At 57.4% G+C, this 14,549-nt stretch carries 11 protein-coding genes and 1 pseudogene; 2 read left to right on the top strand and 10 right to left on the bottom strand.

All coding sequences use genetic code 11. From position 1 onward, the window contains the following. Nucleotides 1-149: 149 nt before the first annotated feature. The 8 genes and pseudogenes from IFT54_RS18955 to IFT54_RS18920 form a co-directional block, all read right to left on the bottom strand. On the bottom strand, nt 150-1,442 hold the full coding sequence (locus IFT54_RS18955) for a DUF3526 domain-containing protein (protein ID WP_192071784.1): 1,293 nt from the start codon (nt 1,440-1,442) through the stop codon (nt 150-152). Beyond that, nucleotides 1,439-2,878, bottom strand: coding sequence for a DUF3526 domain-containing protein (locus IFT54_RS18950; RefSeq protein WP_192071783.1), 1,440 nt, complete (start codon nt 2,876-2,878; stop codon nt 1,439-1,441). Before IFT54_RS18950 ends, IFT54_RS18955 begins: the two co-directional genes overlap by 4 nt. Next, a complete protein-coding gene (locus tag IFT54_RS18945) occupies nt 2,875-3,615 on the bottom strand; it encodes an ABC transporter ATP-binding protein (protein ID WP_192071782.1) in 741 nt (246 codons plus the stop codon). Before IFT54_RS18945 ends, IFT54_RS18950 begins: the two co-directional genes overlap by 4 nt. A gap of 180 nt (nt 3,616-3,795) precedes the next feature. Next, nucleotides 3,796-4,404 (bottom strand): annotated as a pseudogene (locus tag IFT54_RS18940) (integrase core domain-containing protein); the annotation flags it as partial. Nucleotides 4,405-4,476: 72 nt separating this feature from the next. Further along, complete coding sequence (locus IFT54_RS18935) at nt 4,477-7,473, bottom strand: TonB-dependent receptor (protein WP_244649270.1); 2,997 nt, start codon at nt 7,471-7,473, stop codon at nt 4,477-4,479. Nucleotides 7,474-7,593: 120 nt separating this feature from the next. Beyond that, complete coding sequence (locus IFT54_RS18930) at nt 7,594-9,228, bottom strand: GH35 family beta-galactosidase (RefSeq protein WP_192071781.1); 1,635 nt, start codon at nt 9,226-9,228, stop codon at nt 7,594-7,596. Nucleotides 9,229-9,914: 686 nt separating this feature from the next. Continuing rightward, nucleotides 9,915-10,679, bottom strand: coding sequence for a FadR/GntR family transcriptional regulator (locus IFT54_RS18925; protein ID WP_192071780.1), 765 nt, complete (start codon nt 10,677-10,679; stop codon nt 9,915-9,917). A gap of 290 nt (nt 10,680-10,969) precedes the next feature. Beyond that, nucleotides 10,970-11,185, bottom strand: coding sequence for a hypothetical protein (locus IFT54_RS18920; protein WP_159043592.1), 216 nt, complete (start codon nt 11,183-11,185; stop codon nt 10,970-10,972). A 218-nt stretch (nt 11,186-11,403) separates the two neighbouring features. Between IFT54_RS18920 and IFT54_RS18915 the strand changes: the two genes are divergently transcribed. After that, nucleotides 11,404-11,841 (top strand): hypothetical protein, encoded by a 438-nt coding sequence (locus IFT54_RS18915; protein WP_192071779.1) that lies wholly within the window; start codon nt 11,404-11,406, stop codon nt 11,839-11,841. A gap of 81 nt (nt 11,842-11,922) precedes the next feature. Here IFT54_RS18915 and IFT54_RS18910 read toward each other — a convergent pair whose 3' ends face one another. Beyond that, entirely contained in the window at nt 11,923-12,981 is a 1,059-nt protein-coding gene (locus tag IFT54_RS18910) for a hypothetical protein (protein WP_192071778.1), read from the bottom strand. Nucleotides 12,982-13,870: 889 nt separating this feature from the next. Then, nucleotides 13,871-14,224: a hypothetical protein gene (locus IFT54_RS18905; protein ID WP_192071777.1), complete on the bottom strand. Its 354-nt coding sequence runs from the start codon at nt 14,222-14,224 to the stop codon at nt 13,871-13,873. A gap of 176 nt (nt 14,225-14,400) precedes the next feature. On the opposite strand from IFT54_RS18905, the gene IFT54_RS18900 reads away from it, so the two are divergent. Then, on the top strand, nt 14,401-14,549 hold a 149-nt coding region (locus IFT54_RS18900; RefSeq protein WP_192071776.1), incomplete at its 3' end, for a recombinase family protein.

The raw sequence follows: 14,549 nt of genomic DNA, 5'->3' as shown, positions 1-14,549 counted from the left end.
GGCAAGCGCTATCGCGAAAGATCGCATGTAGATCCCCTTAGGTGATGTTATCTTATTATGTTTGGCGAATTGCTGATGGCCGCTTTTTTGAGGCGCGGAAGGCCTGGTAGCGCCGGGTTAGCGATCACCGCCGTGGAGGGGCGGTATCGTCACAGGTCGGCAGTCTCGCCGGATCCACCCGCGGCATTTATTCGAGTGGTAAAGCTCGGCGCCCGGCCAAAGTCGGCTCTGCCAAACGGCCGGTCGCGAAACAGATACCCGTAGTAGAAATTGCGCAGCCTGGCGTGGAAGGCACGCACTCGGTCTTGATATGCCAGCTGTGCGCGAACGTCGGTGTCAGCCAGCCTGGTCAGTAAAGCCTGTACTCCCACCGAAGGCAGCACCCACCCAAGCATGCGCGCCGCGGCATCGCGGCGTTCCAACCCGCTTCGATAAGCACGGACCTTGGTCGCGACGCTTTCATCCCCGACCTGATGGAAGGCGAAATACCATTTGTAATGAAAGGTGGACCCGAGTGGGGCGGAGTCCGCCCATTCGGGATGACCGACATAGAAGCGGCGCATTGTCGTTTCGCGGGGAATGTCCCAGGCGCGGTTGACCATCTCGCGCTGGGCCAGCGCGATCTCTGCGCCCTGACCGATCGGCACGGCGCGGTTGATTGCGACGTGCGCCAGTGTCGGCAGGACGAGCACCAGTGCAAGCCAGCACGCTGCCAGCGTTGCAGCGTTTGCGACCGAACTCCAGCGGAGTCTCGCGACCAGTGCGGCGAGCGCCATCCAGAACAGAAGGTAGGCAAGGATCACGGCGAGGACCGCGAGAATGGATGCGCCCCCGACGCCGGACGCTACCGCGGCAACGAGGAAGGGCACGGCAAGCGCGGCCCATAACAGCGCGATACGCAACAGCATACGTCGCCGCAGCAGCATTGCGCCGCCCCGCGGTAGGGCATCCAGCATTCGCAGCCGCCCCGCCTCGCGTTCGCCGGACGTCAGATCATGGAACAGCGCCGCCACGAACAGCGGCGCGAGGAAGACAAGCACGAAAGCGAAATCGAACCGGCCCGGCAGAGCGAGTTCAGGATTGAAAACGTCGCCGTCATAGATCTGCGCTTCCAGCCCCAACGCGCGGACGCGCAGGATGTAGGGCGAGACGTCGCGCATCCCAAGTGCGGCGAAGGCCAACGGGGACGGTGCGTCCCAGGTTGGGTGGAAGCTGTAATAGCCCGCACTGCCTGCGTCCTTGGTCCGATCGACATAGTCGGCAACGGCTGCGATGTCTTCTGCTTGCGCGGCCGGGATTGCGGCGATTGCGGTGCGCTGCTGGGAGATTTCCACCATGCCTGCGGTGACAGCAGCGGCGGTGAGTATAGCCATCAGGATCAGTGCCACGACGCTTAGTCGCGCACGGAGCAACAGGCGCAGTTCATGCATCCACAGCGTCATTGACGGGCTCCCAGACGACGGGTCACACGCGTGAGCAGCAGTGTGGCGACGGCCAGCCATAGTCCCAGAATAATGATCCCAGGAAGCGCCGCGGTCGCGAGCGTCGCGGCGCTTGGCGCAACGAAGGCGAAATCAGGCATCTGTTGCCAATTGTCCGCTGCGATCCGCTTGCGGCGATCGGCACCCGCATCCTCGGCTATATCGTCGGCGTAGCTGACATTCTTCGCCTCCATCCGGTTGAGACGCTGCACAAGGGCGTAGCGATACGTTTCTGCCTGTTCAAGGAAGCGGCGATGTCCGGCAAAGTCGGTGTCCGCCGCAGCCATCGACAGCGCGCGGATCGCGATCGTTGGGCTCAGCACACCGATCGCATCGACCAACCGGTTCTGAGCGGTCTGCGCCGCGAAGCTGGCACCTGCATAGCGATCGAACAGGCCGGACGTCAGCCGCTCCCCCTCCATCGCGAGCAGTCCTTTGTAGTTCACCGGCAGATCCTCGACCCGGGTTACCCCGTAGCGCTGCAGGACAGACTGCTTGAAGGCTGCCAGATGCGGATCATCGGGATTGTGACTGTCGCCCAGCTGGCGCAGGTCGCGCGCGATGGCGACATCGGTCTGAAGACGGTTCTGGAGCGGCACCGCGGCCCCCGCAATATCGGGGGCGATGCGCGGCACCAGCACGACCGCGACCGTCCATATTGCCAGCAGTGCAAGCAGGGCATCGCGCCCGCGCCGGGCAAAACCCGACGCGAGCAGGATCAGGACGACCCACAATGCAAGATACAGCGCATAGCCTAGCCCGATGGCGGCCATTGGCAACGCCAGCGTACCGGGTTGCGCGACGACTGCGACAAAACCGACCATCGCCGGCAATCCGACGATCAAGGCGACGATCCCGAGCGCGGCAAGCTTGCCACGCACGAGCTGTCCGCGCGAGACACCCTGCAGCATCAGTAATCGCAGTGTTCCTCGTTCGGTCTCTCGCGCCAGCACGCCGAAGCCCAGGAAGATCAGCAGTAATGGGGCGACCACCTGAAGGACGAAGGCGGGGGTGAGTTGCCCAAAACGGACCAGCAAGGAGCTTTGCCGGACGTCGCCGAAATTGGCGCTGTTCTGGCGGTGGCCTTCGAGGAACATGCTGTTGCCCGTGAAAGCGTCGACACCGGGATCGAACGCGGCCAACGCTCCCAGCGGACGATAGATGAAGGTGCCGTAATGGACCATGCGGTGCGGGTGGCGATCAGGTTGAGCCTTGAACGCCGCAGCAGCCACCTGCTGATGCCGCGTGCGCAGCTCGGCGATGCCGCGTTGGTGCGACCATGAACTAAGTACAGCCGCCAGGGTCAGCAGGACGAGCAGAACAAGCGCGATTACCGCGACGCGGTTGCGTGCCATCAACCGAAGTTCGTCACGCGCGATCAGGTGGGTCGCACTCACGCCGCACGGGTCCCTACGCCGACTTGGAACCGCGCATGCAGGGCGCGAATGTCGAATCTTTCGGACCCGGTGGCCGTGACATCCTCGACGATCCTGCCCTGTTCAAGGAAGGCGATCCGGTCGGCGACATCGGCGGCAGATAAGAGGTCGTGCGTTACCATTAGCACCGCGGTGCCACGGTCGCGGACTTTCAGGAGCAGCGCGTTGAAGTCGGCGGTTGCGCGCGGGTCGAGACCAGAGGTCGGCTCGTCGAGCAGCAGCACCGGCACTTCGCGCAGCAACGCCACTGCAATCGCGACCTTCTGCCGCATACCCTTGGAGAAGCCGCCCAGCCGTTGGTCCCACGCCCGGTCCTGCAACCCGGCAGATGCCAGCGCATTGGTGATCGTTCCCCGGTCCTGACGTTGATCAGCGAGTGCCAACAGGTAATCGGCATTCTCAACAGCGCTCAGATGCTCGTACAGCGCGACGTTCTCGGGGAGATAGGCAATGCGTCGGCGTGCCGCGTCAGCGTCCGCACCTGGATCGATGCCGCAGACTGCGATCTCTCCTGCATCGGCGCGCACGAAGCCAAGCAGAGCGGACAAGGTAGTCGACTTGCCCGCTCCGTTGCCACCCAGCAACGCCGTTATGCTGCTGGTGGGAACGGTAAGCGAAAGACCGTCGAGAACGCGATGGTTACCGTAGGCAAGCGCCAGTTCGTGAATGGCGATAGGGTTACCGTTATTATCGGGCATTAGCCTCAATCTGCAAGCGACATGATATAGCGTATCATAGAGGGTTGGTGCCGCGTTGCAACATTCTAGGTTGGGGGGAGGGCTGTTAGCACGCGACACACGGCTCATCGCCGGCCGAATGCTCATACGTACCGCTGAGAGCAGCCAGCGAGCATTGTCGACGCCTATCGGAGCCGCAGGCTAGCTGTTTAGTCCCGGCATCTGGTGGATCAGGTTAACGATGAACCGGTCTGGTTCTGAAGTCCAGATTTTGGCGATGTATTCGTAGGGTGTGAGAGCGCTGAGCGTCTTAAGCTGGCGGGCAAAATTATACGCAGCCATGAAGTCGGCGAGGTGCGTCTGTATCTGCTCGTGGCCCTCGTAGTGGAAGCGTTTAACGGTCGCCTCCTTGATAATGCGGATCAGCCGCTCGACCTGACCATTAGTCCAAGGGTGGTTCGGCTTTGTGAGCCGATGCTCGATGTCGTTCGCCTCACAGATCATGTCGAAGCGCATCTGCCGCGAACAGGCGGTGTTGCGGTTGCGCGGCTGCTCAGAGAACTGGATGCCCGCTTCGACTTCGCTCAGGACAGGATTGTCGGTCAGGATCGTGTGGATCCGGTACGGCACCGCTTTCAGCAGGTGTTCCGGAAATTTCCCAAGCCGTCCGCCTGTCAGCCTTGTCGACCAACTGCGTCACTGCGAACTTACTCGTGCGGTCGATGCCTACAAACAGATAGAGCCCTTCGACGACCTCAGGAGAGCCTTGCCCTCGGCGGTCTGCACCTCGGCGATATCCACGTGGGAAAAAGCCGATTACCAGTTGTCAAAAATAAGGCCAGCCCTCAAGCTGGCCTCTTAGGTTCCTCGAGGGGAGGAGACTTAGAGCTTAGCTCGGATACCGCCGAGGAATTGGCGACCAGGGTAATAAACGCTGTAAGCAGCATTGTCGTAGCCAAATGTAGTACGCAACGGCTCGTTAGTAATGTTTAGAACGTCGAGGGTCAAACGCATTCGGTTTTCAAAGAACGGCAGCTGATATCCAATCGACATGTCAAACTGACCACGCGCGTCAGCGCGAAGCGGTACCGGAATGTTATTCTGTGGGCCGTTTGCCGCGATAGACTCATCGTTCCAGACATAGTTTAGGCTGAGCGAGACCCCGTGCCCCTCGTAGAAGCCCTGCAGATTGTAGCTCCACGGCGCGATACCCGACGCGACCAGCCCCGTATCGGACTTCTGCGTGATACGCGTGCCGTTCGCGGAGAAGCCGAGCCCAGTTACGAGGAAGTCCAGCGGTTGAACCCACGTCGCTTCGACGCCTTGGATCTTGAGCTGGTTCAAATTGACCGGCTGCGTTACGACGATCTGTGCGACATCAGGACCACCACGACCGTTAATCGCCTGCTGTTGCGTCGTGGTCAGTGTGCTGAATGCCAGGTTCAGCGCGGTGAACGGCACCGTCGACTGGATGTTAGCTGTGAAACCATTAATGTTCTTGCGGAAGTACGACAGGCCAACATAGCCGATACCCCCGGTGTAGTATTCGCCGCCGAGATCGATATTCTCTGACGTGTAGGGTTTTAAGTTGGGATTGCCCGCAGTCGCGACCTGTGCGCCCTGATCAGAGAAGGTAAGCCCCGGCAGTAGCGAACCTGCGTCGGCGCGCGTCATGCTGATCGATGTGGCGAAGCGCAGCTTCACGCGGTTCATGACGTCATATGTAAGGTTAAGCGACGGCAGGACCTTTTCGTAGGACGAGTCCTGAATCACATCGACGAGTCCTGCCGCCACCTGGACCGGCCCTGCAACACGTTGATCGGTATGGACGTAGCGAACACCTGCATTAGCGCGCAGTTCGCGACCGAAGATTTCGCTGACGCCGTTGCCCTCCATGTAGAAGCCGAACGTCTTTTCTAAAATGTCGCCGGTCGTGCCACCGGTCACCGAACCGCGAGCTTCGGGCGCGTTGTCGAGGAACGACTGATAATTAGTCGCCGCCTGCAGTTCCTTGAGCTTCGTCGAGATGATGCTGCTATAGCCTACATTGCCCTTCGACAGCTTGCCGATGTCTGTGACGTTCAGGCGCTGTAGGTACTGCGACAACTGCGCATTAGTGACGCTGCCGGTAGTGCCGTCGCACGTCGCGCCGCACACCGAGGTCTGGTAGGCAGTCGAGTTGTCGTAGGCGCGGACGTTGCGCAGCGCGCTGTCGTAGGCGCCACCAAACTTCAAGTTCATGTTCGCGTCGCCGAGCGTGAAGTCGACATGCGCACCCTTGGTTTCGGTCTTGCGGCGTACGCTCTGGACATTCTGCCGATACCACTTCCAGCCGAGATTGGGATCGCCTAAGTCGACATTCGATGTAATGATCGGCTGCGGATTTTTGCTGTCAGTATTATCGTAGAAGGCGTTGATGCCCGTCTCGCGTGGAGTCTGAATCAGGAAGCTAGGCTGCTCACGGTAGAAAGTGCTCTTGCCGTAATTGACCTGCGCCTCGACCTTGAACGTGTCGCTCGGCGCCCATGTCAGACTTGGGTTTAGATTGTAGAACTCGGTGGTCTGCCGGAAAATGCTCTCTTCGAGGAAAAAGGCCGAGTTCGCGAACGTCCCGCTTGTAACCACGTTGTTCGCGTCGACGGTCAAAGCGACCGGGACCATGCCGCCCGTAGACGTAGGATCCCGGCCGGGGCCCGAATTGCGAACGTACCAGTTCATGTTCGACTTGACGAAGTCGCGCTTCGACTTGGCGTAGATGCCGTCAAACGCTAAGCTAAGCGTATCGGTCGGGCGAAATTCCACGGCGAGCAGCGCCGAATACCGCGAGCGTGTACCCTGCGTCACGTTGTTACGACCAAGCCGCGGGATGAGCGCACTGCGAATCTGCGTATCGGTCAAACCTGATGTTGCCGCCAAGTCTACGGGGGCGCCTGGCGTCAGGCCGAACCCGGTGTTTCCTGGGACGACTGGGGCATACGCAAAACCGTTTCCGCCAACGTCGCCGACACCAGGTCGACCGGTCGGTACGTTGCCATCGGTGTAGCCAACGGTCTCGAAGCCATCGACGCGGGTCTTTTGGTTAACCCCCTGGAGACCGATCAGAATGCCGAACTTGTCCCAGGTCTTGCTCGCTACGATCGCGCCGCGTGGACCAAAGCGGTTGTTAGTATCGTTATACTGGCCTTGGCCGACGACAGTTAGATGCGTACCCGGATTGTCGAATGGTCGCGCATTGCGGAGATTGACCGTACCGGCAATCCCGCCTTCTAGCGTCGATGCAACCGGCGACTTTAAGACATCGAGGCGCGTAAACAATTCGGACGGGAAGAAATCAAGATCTACCTCGCGATTGCCGCCGCCGGTACCGTTCGTGCCGCCGTCAGAAGCGATTGCGATCTGGGTATTATTGAGCAGGACCTTGGAAAAGCTCGGACCGAGCCCGCGGATCGCGACTTGTACGCCCTCCCCAGTGATGTCTCGGTTCAGGCGCACACCCGGAATGCGATTCAGCGTTTCGGCGAGATTGGTCGCCGGCAGCTTGCCGATATCTTCCGCAAAGATTGAGTCCCCGAACGCGACAGCGTTCCGCTTGGCATTAGTCGCGCTCTGAAGACTACCTCGAATTCCGGTAACGACGATCTCGTCGGTACCACCGAGCCCGTTGTCGGGGGCGGTCGTGCTCTGACCACTGGCATCAGCGGGGGCCGGTTCGGCTTGGGTCGTCGTACCGGTAATGCCCTGCTGCTCCGGCGCGATTGGCGTCGTCGTGCTGGGCGCGGCAACCTGCGCGGCAGCAGGCGCGATGGCAATCATGACGTTGACCGCGACTGCGGTAAGTAGTGCCACACGAACATTACGGCGGCGTACGATCGAATTCATTCTAGTTCCTCTCCTCACGACTTCACCGCTTCGTTGTCGGTGTCAGTCATACACTGCGCGTGATAGCGCTATCAGTATAATGGTCTTAATTGGCCTTACCAGCCATGTCAACTGGACTACCTAGCGGTAGCGATAGAGTTTTATACGTTGAATCTGCCAATCGCCGGCTGGCAGGCTGATGTGGCGCCCCTGATGGGTCTGATCACCGTTGAGGAGCCGACCCGGTACCCAATGACCTGAGGCGTCGAACCGTCCTTCGAAAGCACTGTCGATGCCGGCCAGCGCTGGACCGTCGCCGATGGGCTTGAAGGTCACTGTGATACCCTGACCCGCCACCAGAAACTCCTCAGGACCGGTCTGGATGATCAACCCGCCATAGCTCGCAGTATCTGGCTTTGCGACTGGCCGCTGAATGTCAGCGTAGGCGATCGTGAAGCGATAGCCGCCGATGTCTCGAACCTGAGGTTCGTATACGACCGTCTCGTCGTACAACACGCGTGGCTTAAACCCGGCCATTCGGTTCGACCCCTGCGCCGCGAGTATCTGCGGTGAGAGTTGGTCGATCACATCATAGGCCTTCGTTAGAGCGTTGGGAGCATCGTCAACCGAATCGATCGAGAAAGGTCCGAAACCGATCGCGTCATGCTCGCCATACGCAAAGAAGGCGTTGGCGGGGACTGCGGTATTGTCCGCGTTGTTCGCCTCCGGAATGAAGAGCGGATTGTCGGGACGCTTATAGCGACCCACCAGGTCGACATAGTTCGGAAAGTAAATGTCCGGTGCCAGAAAATCGATCTCGGGTGCGCCGGCCTTCCAGATGTCGATAAGATGAGGCAGCGGACCGCCGCTTGGATATTCGCCCGGTGCGCGACCGGGGCGATTGAGCGCGACGTTGACGTACATCGGCATCGGATACGCCGCTTTGCCTGCCGCGGTAAGCTGATCCGCGAAACGTGCATAATGCCAAGCGGTGAACACTTCCGCCGCAGCGTCGCCTGCGCCGAAGAGGTCCTCCCATGAGCCCTGCGTCTTTGCACCACGCTCGACCCACATCGCCTGCATCTCGGGAACGAGACTGGCCTTGTGCTGCATTAGATACTGGACCAGTTCGGTCGGTACGGGCTGACGAAATGCGGCCTCGGCGAGAGGGCCGTAGTCGCGCGCGACCGGTAGCATGCCGATCTCGTTCTCTACCTGCATCATCACGACGGTGTTCTGCGTACCGTCGATCGTCTTCAAATGCGCCATCAGTGCAGCGTAAGCACGCTGGTCGGCCTTCAACGTCGCGGGTGCGAACGCCGATAGAATGTCGACGCCTTGCCCGTTCGGACCTTGTGCACGTGGAAACCGCGTCTGGTGGCGCTTCACCCAGGACGGGGCGTAGGTCGACATCGAGTTCTTCCATGCGCCAAACCACAGAATGACCAGCTTCAGGTCGGCCGCACGAGCGTCACGCACCATGGCGTCGACTGAACTCCAGTCGAATTGCCCCTCCCGCGGCTCGATGAGCTCCCACGCAACCGGCGCGAGAACCGTATTAAGATGCATCGCTCGCAATTTCTTCCAGTGCGGCGCCATGTACGTGGCGCTGGACGCTGCAGAATTGCTGAGCTCGCCTGCGATAACCAGCATCGGCTTGCCGCCGACGATCAGCTGAGTCGCGCTACCTTGCTTACGGAGTGAGGGGACATCGGCAAACGCAGGCGTTGCCGCACTTAGTGCGGCAACTGTAAGTACAGCCGAGTGAAGTTTCATTATCCAACTCCAATTTGTTTTGTTTTGTTTGTTTTATTTGTTTTGTTTGTTTTTATATAGTCTGAGATATATAATCAGCGTATTTATTGAGTTCTTTAGTAGGGCATAAAGACAAAGGCGGATATTTCAACTGTTAAAATGCTGTTTCAGAAGATCAGATTATTTGAATCAATAAGTAAAAGGGGGCATTAAGTATACAATTGTCCATGTAGTGGGGGCTTGTTCATATCTATACAGTCCGGATCGTTACCAAACCTCAGCCTCAGAAGAACGTCAGGCCATCGAGCAGACCGCCGCCAATTGCTTAATAACGCGTAGGTATCGCGCCCATTTCTAGCATTTGAGGCGAAGGCCACCGGTCGCTCCTATTACCGACGGCCGCCTTATTAACGACGCCGCCTGTCTGATAGCGATAACATGTCCGACAAATTGATGGATTGTCAACAGACAGCGAAATCTGTCGGCTTGGGGTGACGGCGCCTAAAACCGGCAATGTGTAGATAATTTCGGTGGCCAAATTACACGACAAAAGACTAACTATTACAATTTAATAGATGCAGCCTTTGCAGAAAACATTTAATTGTCCGTCATTATTTTTGTCGATCTTCGAGCGAAAAACCAAAGATTAAGTATAGATTAGATTTATATTTCATTAAACGTAGTGTTGTATTAACTATATATAATGACTAGTCTATACCTTCTAGACTGTAACAATTTCGTTTTAATTCAATAGACGCACGAACTTGGTTTATAGCCGACAACTCCATATCTTTTAAAGTTAGATCTATAATAATATTGTAATATGTCTTTAGTTGAAAACTGGCCTTCTTACCATTTCCGAGTCCTAAGGAAGCAATGACTTCCTCATAATTTTTGAAGCCGTTTGGGCCGCCTACGGAAATTATTTTGTTAGTTAATACGCCAGCCTGCGATTTAAAAGGTTGAATATTCCAGAGCGTGACAATGGCGATGGAAACGACAGCATTCCCACTAGCTTCAGCAATAACCATATGAAAATGGCGCTCGGCATACTCGAAGCCGATAATGTCATCTTTTTCATGGCATACACGCATATCTTCTACCGCGCATTTAAGTCTTTGTAATTGTTCACAGGATATCCGAGTTGCCGCCAAGACGCATGCCTCAGATTCCATTGCGCATCTAGCTTGAATAAGTTCTAATAGATCAACGTCTTTTTCGACTGCCCTACTGAGCCGCGAACGCGTGGAAATCACGTATACTCCGGATCCAGGACGAACTGACACAAATCCTTCGGTTTCTAACGCAATCATCGTCTCACGGATCGTCGGACGTGACACTTCGTAGCATGTCGCAAGTTCGCGTTCCGGTGGCAGGCGGGCACCCATTGCAAACTCGCCACTTGCGATCCGCTCTTTAAGCTTCGCCGTTACACGGGCGTAGCTTCGCAGGATTAGGCGGTCAGATTTCATTCCTGCAGCTACCCTTTCGAGTGAACGGCAGCAAGCGGACGTGGGTAATTGAGACACTTAAAGACGTGCCTAGCCCAGGGTCGACCGAACGGTGTAGGGCTATATTGGGCGGTGGCGGTCTACTGATGCAAGCCCAGCGTTGTAGCGGTGAAGGCGAAACCAAGTCGAGGATTTTGTATTGGCTTGGGCATTTGAACTGCTCGATCTCCTGGAGGACTGGCAACCGGGCCGGTCGAGCCGGTTCCACAAGGGGGAGGGGCACGAACAAAAGAAATGGAACGGCGCTGCTTTCAGGCCAAGATCACCGGGCGACTGCGTCGACGATAAAGAATGACCGCAACGACAGGCAGCACAACCATAGGGAGAAGCGGCATAGCTTTTGCTGCACCGGGATGCTGACTTAGTTCGTGCATGAGAAGCGCGGTTAGATTTGCGCCGCACCAGACTAGCGCGGCCGTGACGCACACGCTGGCTGCGATGATGCCGAATTGTACCTTGCCGCTCATGACGTACCCCTCCAGAACCTAAGCACCCCTTGGCAGCCAAAGCGTTCTAACGGAAGGGCCGGTAACTCTCATTCTACAGACGGCGGGCAAAGGCCTTCCCAAATAGGATCTCATTTCGAGAATCGAAGCTACATAGGCCGCGTCGCAAAAGGGGTCGCTTTTGCTCCGGACCGAACCGGCCGCTTGTAGACATTCCAGCATAGGTACAGACTAGACTGATGAGTGCTTCCGCTGCCTTGGCCCTTCTTGCCTTAGCACCATGGGAGGCCGCGCCACTGGCCCAGCAGGCTCACGACCCATCGCAACGTGGCGAAGAGCGCAGGATAACTGGTGTCCTGACCCTCTACACCGAGGGGGAGTCGTTCCAGCAGTGCTCACTCAAAAAGCCTTGGAACTGCTTCAAGGCCAAAGAGTCGGAGTGCGGCTTCGATGCTACGCCTGAGGCTCGGACCTTGATCAACACGGCGATCACCAAGGCAGGAGCAACGCAAGGATACGCCACCTTCGGAATAGTGATGCTTGGTACCCGGGTAGACGGCGTCCATTCCGGCCATTTAAACCGATACTCCTGCGAATTTCGCGCGCGCTCAGTTCTCCAAATCAAGGAAGTGGCAAGCGCGCCGCCGGACACTTCAACGGCGGTCGACGTCCGCTAACCACCAATCCCGGCCACGCTTGATGCAAAAATCAAAAGTTTTGCATCAACAGGGCACCATAAATTACCTGTCGACTGGTGCTCATTTGGGGTTGGAATAAGCCACGTCGATCGCGCGGACATAGTAGCGTCCAGGCGGCAACAGCAAGCCGATGTCCTCACCTGGGCGGATTGCTACTCGATCGATCGGGACCGAAGTGTCCGGCTGACCTAGGGGGCGGGCCTCGATCACACGCCACCCCTTTGCCGGTCGAAATTTGCGGGGAATGGTAGTGATCCTGTCGCCTGCCATCTTACGCCAATCCGGCCGTCCGCGCGTGAACCGCTCGGTTGGATGGTCGATGATTAGATCGAACGTTCCGGCGGGTTGGTCCGAAGGTAAGGTCGCGAGCCGCATGGTTTCGCTACCGCCCCGGCATGTCGTTTGTGAGATAGTAAGAGGATCAATACCGGTCTTTTCTTTCAGCCGTGCGGCCATCCATTTCTGGCCATCGGCCCGAGGAACTTCGGTTGCATGCGAATAGCCGACGTGAATCAACAGCTTGGCGGCCGGGTGACTCTTTACGAATGCCGCTAGGTTGTTGGCCTGGGCTTCTTCTCGAAGAGCAATCTGCTGGCTCTGACTGACACCTTTGCTCGGCTCGTTGTGTGTGTTGTCCTCATAAGGCAGCAGGCGATAGCCAAGAGCCTTGGCTTGCCGCCCGAGCCGCCCGTAGCCCGCCTCTGAAGAGTAGTGGCCGTCGTCATCGGGAAGATAGGGCAGGTCCGGATGGCCAAGAAGCGAGGGCAGATACCGCTGCGGTACAGTAGCCGGCGGATTCGATAGCGTTTCCAGCCCCAACGTATCGTAACCCAGTGGGCGCAGGCGTCGTGCTACTTCCGCAGTAAACCAGCGGTGACGCGATCGTTCGTGGCTTTCGTTGATAATGACTATGGAAGTCTGCTCGGCTCTACGCACGATTTCATCTACAGCCCCTGTCGCCAGTGCAGATGGTGAGCAGTTCGTGGTTTTATAATCGTCGCTAGATGCTGCGATTAAATCCTCACGCCCGAACAGGCTAAGGGTTTGTGTGTCGCCATCCGATACAACGGGATGGTCTGGATCGATTTCCGACAGGCTCTCCAATTTCCAAGAGATCATGGAAGGCAGACTATTTGCCTGAACGATCTCGAATGGCTGTGAGAGTATTACGCGCTAACCCAAGACACCGGGTTGGTCTGTTGCACACGAGCTAAGTGAAGCAAAAAAAACTGCCGCGATGAGCTTTTGTGAACTCATATCTGGAATAAGTAAGCGCATATCGAATGCTACTGGTCACCTTTTCCGATTTCAACTTTTTTGGCGAGAGTGAGAGCTCCCCCGTTTTCAAGCTTCTGATGCAAAAATCACAAGATCTGCATCAGGCTCGAAGCCGCAGAAATCGTGGCATCGCTTGATGCAGAAATCCGATGCGTGCCGGCCGTGAATGTCCGGGTTTGATGGAAAGAAGACGTTCGGTCTAGGACGTGACTTCGGATATAACGCAAGATCTTCGAACATCTGCAAGACGCAGATCGCACGTCACGCGGACACGATCCGGATGCCATGAACCAACCCAGCGGACCCCGCCAATAATCGGATTTCCATTCCCATTGAGTATGCGAACTTGGAGGCTCTGCGGCTTCTTCGGGCCTGGTAGATATTCTTTGCGGAAAGACGGGCTGATACAAAGCGCGCCTCTCGTCTCACAGTCTGTGACCCGAATGTCCGCTCGACCGCTTCCTTCAATGAAGGGATCGCTCCCCTCCTCGCCATAGATCAAAAGCAAAGTCGGTGTCTCAGGGGCTGCATCAGCAGTTCGAAAATCTATAATGAACTCTGGCACGCTATGGCGCCAACCCGTGACAGCCGCATACCCCGCTCCGCCAATAAGCATCGCAGCCGTCAAGGCGGCACTGAATTTGATTGCGTTTCGCATGGCTGTGCCCTGAGGGGTGAGAGCTGCAGCTTAGTGCTTTGTCGTATGTCCACAAGTGGGCGGTTGCCGTCGTCAGCACGGGTTATGCCAGAATACGCCTGGGCTGGGTTCAGAGTAGCAAGCGGCGGGCATCGACAGGCCTGCTTTGGTGCGCGGCACCTCGTAGCCGTAGCCTCCATCGAAACCGCTCTTCGTCACGATCTCGACGCCCGACGAGTGAACCATGACATTCTCAGGACGAAGGCCTGCAATAACGACTGGCCATTCACCTTTTGGGACATTCTTCCGCTCGTTCGGATGCTCTGGCCGGTACGACCTCATCAGCTTTTGAGCCTCGAAATGGATCGCCCTGAGCAGCTTAGGGTCAGACACGGGCCTGTTACAGCCACCGAGGATCGCCAATGCTGCCGCCAAGGTAACGAACATAGCTCTAGCGTGTTTCGAAGGGCCCATCACGCAAGTGGAGCATAAGAGCCGAATGTCCGCAATTGGGCGCTTTTTGCTTTTCTTGTTGTTGCGAAAGGGTTCCCTTTCGCAACAAATTTCGGCCTCAATGAAATCAATGGGTTGGCCGTTGCAAAAGGCTGTAGCAAAACGAACGAATGAAAATCGGCTATGCACGGGTCTCGTCCGGAGAACAGAACCTCGACCTTCAACGCGATGCGCTAACTGCTGCCGGCTGCGGCATGATCTACGAGGACGAGGGTGTTTCAGGTGTTGCACGTCGGCGTCCTGGGCTCGACCAAGCGCT

The sequence above is a fragment of the Sphingomonas sp. CFBP 13714 genome, assembly GCF_014842205.1.
Classification (GTDB): Bacteria; Pseudomonadota; Alphaproteobacteria; order Sphingomonadales; family Sphingomonadaceae; genus Sphingomonas; species Sphingomonas aerolata.
The sequence above is the reverse complement of the archived record's forward strand: the minus strand, read 5'-3'. Positions and strand labels throughout refer to the sequence as shown.

What these genes read in the sequence shown, in the direction of transcription:
- IFT54_RS18935 (WP_244649270.1), bottom strand. Translation starts at nt 7,473, where the DNA reads ATGAATTCGATCGTACGCCGCCGTAATGTTCGTGTGGCACTACTTACC.
- IFT54_RS18930 (WP_192071781.1), bottom strand. Translation starts at nt 9,228, where the DNA reads ATGAAACTTCACTCGGCTGTACTTACAGTTGCCGCACTAAGTGCGGCA.
- IFT54_RS18920 (WP_159043592.1), bottom strand. Translation starts at nt 11,185, where the DNA reads ATGAGCGGCAAGGTACAATTCGGCATCATCGCAGCCAGCGTGTGCGTC.
- IFT54_RS18905 (WP_192071777.1), bottom strand. Translation starts at nt 14,224, where the DNA reads ATGTTCGTTACCTTGGCGGCAGCATTGGCGATCCTCGGTGGCTGTAAC.
- IFT54_RS18925 (WP_192071780.1), bottom strand. Translation starts at nt 10,679, where the DNA reads ATGAAATCTGACCGCCTAATCCTGCGAAGCTACGCCCGTGTAACGGCG.
- IFT54_RS18945 (WP_192071782.1), bottom strand. Translation starts at nt 3,615, where the DNA reads ATGCCCGATAATAACGGTAACCCTATCGCCATTCACGAACTGGCGCTT.
- IFT54_RS18910 (WP_192071778.1), bottom strand. Translation starts at nt 12,981, where the DNA reads ATGATCTCTTGGAAATTGGAGAGCCTGTCGGAAATCGATCCAGACCAT.
- IFT54_RS18955 (WP_192071784.1), bottom strand. Translation starts at nt 1,442, where the DNA reads ATGACGCTGTGGATGCATGAACTGCGCCTGTTGCTCCGTGCGCGACTA.
- IFT54_RS18915 (WP_192071779.1), top strand. Translation starts at nt 11,404, where the DNA reads ATGAGTGCTTCCGCTGCCTTGGCCCTTCTTGCCTTAGCACCATGGGAG.